We start from the raw sequence: 4,820 nt of genomic DNA, 5'->3' as shown, positions 1-4,820 counted from the left end.
ATTTTCAGATCGAGGGCGCGGGCGGCGTCTTCATCGATGGAGATCAGCGGCGGCCCGGCATAATCCTTTGGCCACCATTTGCCCTGCACCAATGTGTTGCCGGGCGGGAATTCGGCGGCGTAGGACAGGCCGCGATCGCCGCGCAAGATCCAGGCTTCGGGGGCGTTGATGCGTTCGGAAGGCACCGCATTTACGGCAGTGATCGGGCCGCGCATGCTGGGCACGGTGACGATTTGTGCGCCGGGCGCGACCGTGGCCAGGCGCGCCAGAAAGGCATCGCGGCCATCATTGGGGATATCGAGCACGAAGAAGCTGGGCGCACGGGCGGGAATGCTGCGGTTGATCTGCCCGGCCAGATTGCCTTCGATGGTGGCCAGCGCGGCAAACAGCGTCAGCCCCAGCCCCAGCGCCACCACCAGATTGCGGGTGGGCGCGCCGGGCCGGTGCAGATTGGCCAGCGCCAGCCGGGCCAGTGTGCCGCGCGGGCGCGGCAATCGCGCCGCGCCCCAGGTGATGGCGCCGGCCAGCAGCCACAGCACCAGCAGCAGGCCCAATGCGCCGCCAACAAAGCCGATCACGAAGATGCGCTGCTCCGCGAAGCCGATCAGCAGGGCCAGCACGGCCGCCGCCACCGCCGCGATGATGGCGATGGTGCCGGCATCGGGCCGGGCGCGGGCTTCGGTCAGGCTGCGCAGCAAGCGGGCGGCGGGCATGCGCGCGCCCTGCGCCAACGGCCACAGCGCAAAGGCCAGTGCAATCGCCAGGCCGTAAAAGGCCGCCTGCCCCAGCGCCGCCCATTGCAGCCCGGTCGCTGGCGGCACTGGCAGGCTGGCAGCGGCGAGGCGCGCGACCAGCGCCGGCGTGGCTGCGCCGATGGCCAGGCCGATCAGCACGGCGCCAATGGCCACCAGCGCCAATTGCCAGAGATAGATGGCGCGCACCGTGGCGCTGTCGGCGCCCAGGGTTTTCAGCGTGGCGATGGTGCGGGTGCGCGCCGCCAGATAGGCCGAAACGCCGCCGGCAACGCCAACCCCGGCCACCACCAGCGCCGTAAGGCCGACCAGGGTGAGAAACTGGCCCAATTGATTGATGAAATTGCGGGTGCCCGGCGCGCCGTTGCTGCGGTCGCGGATGCGGGCGCCTTCGGCCACGGTTTCCAGGCGCGTCCGGGCAGCCGCGGTGGTCACGCCCGGCTTCAGGCGGATGCGCAGTTCGCTGGTGTAGAGGCTGCCCAGCGTGATCAGGCCAGCTTTGGCGAGATCGGCGCGGTGGATGACCAGCCCGGGGCCAAAGCCGAAGCCGTCGCCGGCGCGGTCAGGCTCTTCGATGAGGGTGCCAGCAAAGACCAGCCGGGCCTGGCCGAGCGCCAGCACATCGCCGGGCTTCAGGCCGAGCTTGTCGGCCAGCGCCGGCTGCGCGGCGGCATAGCCGGGCCGCACACGGCCGCCGCCTGCCAGAACGGTGCGCCCATAGAGCGGCCAGCTGGCATCGACGGCCTTGATTTCGGCGAGCACGGCATCGCCGCCATTTTGGCGCGACACCATTCCGCGCAATTTGACCACTTCGCCAACGCGGCCCAGTTCGGCCGCCACCGCGCGCTGTGCATCATTCGCGGTCGCGCCAGACAGGCGCAGCGCGACATCGCCGCCGAGCAGCAATTGCCCGCGCTCGGCGAGGCCAGCATTGATGGCGCTGGCCAGGCTGCCGACGCCGGCCAGCGCCGCCACCCCAAGCACCAGGCACACGGCAAGAATGCGCAAGCCGGCCAGGCCGCCGCGCAATTCCCGCAGTGCGAGGCGTAAAGCGAGGCTCAGAGGACTTCGGCCAGCAGGCTGGTCATCGCGGCCCACGACCGGCGATCGGCATCGGCGCTATACTGGATGCCGCCGGCGGGATTGTTGGCCTGCGGCGCGGTGAAGGCGTGCATGGTGTGGCCATAGGCGTGGATCTGCCAATCGGCGCCGGCGGCATTCAGCTCATGGCCAAGCGCCACGGTGGCGGCCGGCGGGGTCATCGGATCGTCCCAGCCGTGCAGCACCAGCACTTTGGCGCTGATCGGCTCGGCCGGCAGGCCGCTGGGGGCATAAACGCCGTGGAAGCTGACCGCAGCCTTGACGCGGGCATCGCCGCTGCGGGCGACATCAAGCGCGCACAGGCCGCCGAAGCAATAGCCGATGATGGCAATACGATCTGAATCAATTGCCGGATTGGCCACCGCCGCATCGACAGCCGCCAGCAGCCGGGCTTGCAGGCCGGCGCGGTCGGCCATCCACGGGTTCATCAAATGGCTGTTGTCGCCCATCGGATCGCCGCGCGTGCCCTTGCCATAGACATCGATGGCAAAGCCGGCATAGCCCAGCGCCGCCAGCCGGCGGGCGACGCCGTTGTCGGCCTCGGATTGGCCGGCCCAATTGTGGGCAATCAGCACGCACGGGTGCGGGCCAAGGCCTTCGGGTAACGCCAGAAAGCCTTCGAGTTCTTCGGTGTCGTCAAAATAGCTGAACAATGTCACGTAACGTCTCTCCTCAAGCGGCCGCGCGGGCCAGGGTCATGCGGTCATCAACAATCCGGCCATCGCGCATGGTGATGATGCGATCACAGCGTGCTGCCAGATCGGCATCGTGGGTGATCAGCACCAGCGTAGCGCCGGTCTCGGCCAGGCGGCCATACAAGAGATCAACGATTGTTTCGCCGGTGGCAGCATCGAGATTGCCGGTGGGCTCATCGGCAAAGATCAGCGCCGGGCGGCCGACCAGCGCGCGGGCGATGGCGACGCGCTGCTGTTCACCGCCGGACAATTGCGTGGGATAATGCGTCAGGCGGTGGCCGAGGCCGACCGATTCCAGCTCGGCGCGCGCGCGGCCTGGCGCATCGGCTTCGCCGGCCAATTCCAGCGGCACCGCGACATTTTCCAGCGCGGTCATCGTCGGGATCAGGTGAAAGGCCTGCAGCACGATGCCGATGCGCCCGCGGCGCGCCCGCGCCAGCGCATCTTCGTTCATCGCGCTGAAATCGGCGCCTGCGATAAGCACCTTGCCAGTTGTGGCTTGCTCCATGCCCGAAAGCACTGCCATGGCAGACGACTTGCCGGACCCGGACGGGCCGAGGATGGCAATGCGTTGCCCGGCAGGCACGGCAAGGGTGAAACCGCGCAGTACATCGACTGCGGCATCGCCGCTGCCGAGCCGAAGGGTGACATCGCGGGCATCAATGACAATAGTGTTGCTCATCAGTTCCCGCGGAATTTTGCAAAAGAGGATCGTGTGTTGCAGCTAGGCCTTCAAGCGCGCTTTTACCAGATCATGCTGGTCGCAGCCGCGCTGTTCATGTCGCAGGCCGCCGCCCCTGCACCAAAAACCGCGCCAAAAGCAGCGCCAAAAGCAGCTGGGCCGATCACCGTGCTGGCCTTTGGCGATTCGCTGATGGCCGGCTATCAACTGCGGCCGGGCGAAGGCTTTGCGCCGCAATTGCAGCGCGCACTGCGGGCCAAAGGCCGCGCCGTGACCGTGGTGGGCGCCGGCGTATCTGGTGATACCAGCACGCAAGGCCGGGCGCGGCTGAATTGGGTGCTCGCTGGCATGAAGCAGGCACCCGATCTGGTGATCCTGGAACTGGGCGCCAACGACATGCTGCGCGGGCAATCGCCGGCCACCGCCGCTGCCAATATCGATGCGATGGTGAAGGCGTTCCAGTCCAAGGGCGCCCGGGTGATGATTGCCGGCATGCGCGCCAGCCCCAATCTGGGCCGCAGCTATGTCACGCAATTCGAAGGGCTTTATCCGGCCATCGCGAAGGCCAATGGCGCGGCGCTCTATCCGTTTTTTCTGGACGGCGTGGCAGCGCAGCCAAAGCTGCAACTGGCCGATGGCATGCACCCCAATCCCAAGGGCGTCGCCGTGATGGTGGCGCGCATCCTGCCGGCCGTTGAGCGGGAGATTGACGCGCTGCGCTGATCGGCTTGGGCATCGGCCGGGCTGCCGCACGGTGCACATCGGCAAACTGCACATCTGTTGATCAGTGCAATGTGCCAAATTGCGATAGAATTTGCGAAAAGCAACGGCCGGAACGTCGCATTTTGCAACGATAATCGTTCATTAGAGTTAACATTTCAGAAATTGTTGTTTATGTTCAACAGGTGAACCAACTGGCACGGTTTCTGCATTCCTGCCTGCATTGGCGCCCCGGCGCCGCAATATCGCAGGAGCCTTGTAGATGCACAAAATCACGATCTTCGCCCTCGCCGCTCTCGCAGCGCCAATGGCACATGCCACCATCCCCTTCACCGTCAGCCTGGAAAGTGAAAAGCCCGGCATCCAGAACAGCCAATCGAAATTTTCGGCGGTCGGCATTGAAACATTCGATGCGCGGCGCACTGTCAATGGCCAGAATTTCGTCAGCAATTTTGGCGGCTCGGTGTTTTCCGGCACCTATTCCGGCGTCGACATCAAATCGGCCGATCAATATGGCGGCGCTGGCGGCACCGGAAGATATGCAGTCACCTTTGCAAGCACGGGTTACAGCCTTGATCTGGCGTCATCCCAGCCGGGCGGCGTGACCTATTTCGGTTTCTGGTTGTCCGCTTTGGACCGCGGCAACACGGTGAATTTCTATCAGCAAGGCAAATTGCTGTTTGCCTTCACGGCAGACCTGGCCAGCAACTTCATCAGCCAATTGCCGAGCGCTGCCAGCTACAAATGCAATCCGAACGCCGCCTTTGCTGCGAGAAACTGCGGTGAGCCCTATGCTTTTCTCAATTTCTACGCCCGCGGCAACACCAGCTTTGACAGAATCGTGTTTGCCGAAAATCCGCGCGTTGGCGG

5 protein-coding genes are annotated in these 4,820 nt (G+C 65.4%); 2 read left to right on the top strand and 3 right to left on the bottom strand.

Going from position 1 to position 4,820, the window contains the following annotated elements:
* The 3 genes from ABWP50_RS12960 to ABWP50_RS12950 form a co-directional block, all read right to left on the bottom strand.
* Positions 1–1,760 (bottom strand): ABC transporter permease (locus tag ABWP50_RS12960; protein ID WP_353218405.1); only part of this gene is annotated, 1,760 nt, incomplete at its 3' end.
* A 50-nt stretch (positions 1,761–1,810) separates the two neighbouring features.
* Positions 1,811–2,512 (bottom strand): dienelactone hydrolase family protein, encoded by a 702-nt coding sequence (locus ABWP50_RS12955; protein ID WP_353218404.1) that lies wholly within the window; start codon positions 2,510–2,512, stop codon positions 1,811–1,813.
* Positions 2,513–2,525: 13 nt separating this feature from the next.
* On the bottom strand, positions 2,526–3,230 hold the full coding sequence (locus tag ABWP50_RS12950) for an ABC transporter ATP-binding protein (protein WP_353218403.1): 705 nt from the start codon (positions 3,228–3,230) through the stop codon (positions 2,526–2,528).
* A 36-nt stretch (positions 3,231–3,266) separates the two neighbouring features.
* On the opposite strand from ABWP50_RS12950, the gene ABWP50_RS12945 reads away from it, so the two are divergent.
* The gene (locus tag ABWP50_RS12945; RefSeq protein ID WP_353218402.1) at positions 3,267–3,953 is read left to right on the top strand and encodes an arylesterase; all 687 of its coding nucleotides are present in this window, start codon (positions 3,267–3,269) and stop codon (positions 3,951–3,953) included.
* Positions 3,954–4,212: 259 nt separating this feature from the next.
* The coding region (locus tag ABWP50_RS12940) for an Npun_F0296 family exosortase-dependent surface protein (RefSeq protein WP_353218401.1) at positions 4,213–4,820 on the top strand (608 nt) is incomplete at its 3' end.

Source organism: Sandarakinorhabdus sp. (assembly GCF_040398645.1).
Taxonomy (GTDB): domain Bacteria; phylum Pseudomonadota; class Alphaproteobacteria; order Sphingomonadales; family Sphingomonadaceae; genus Sandarakinorhabdus.
Note: the sequence above shows the minus strand (reverse complement) of the source record. Positions and strands in the feature narration are given on the sequence as shown.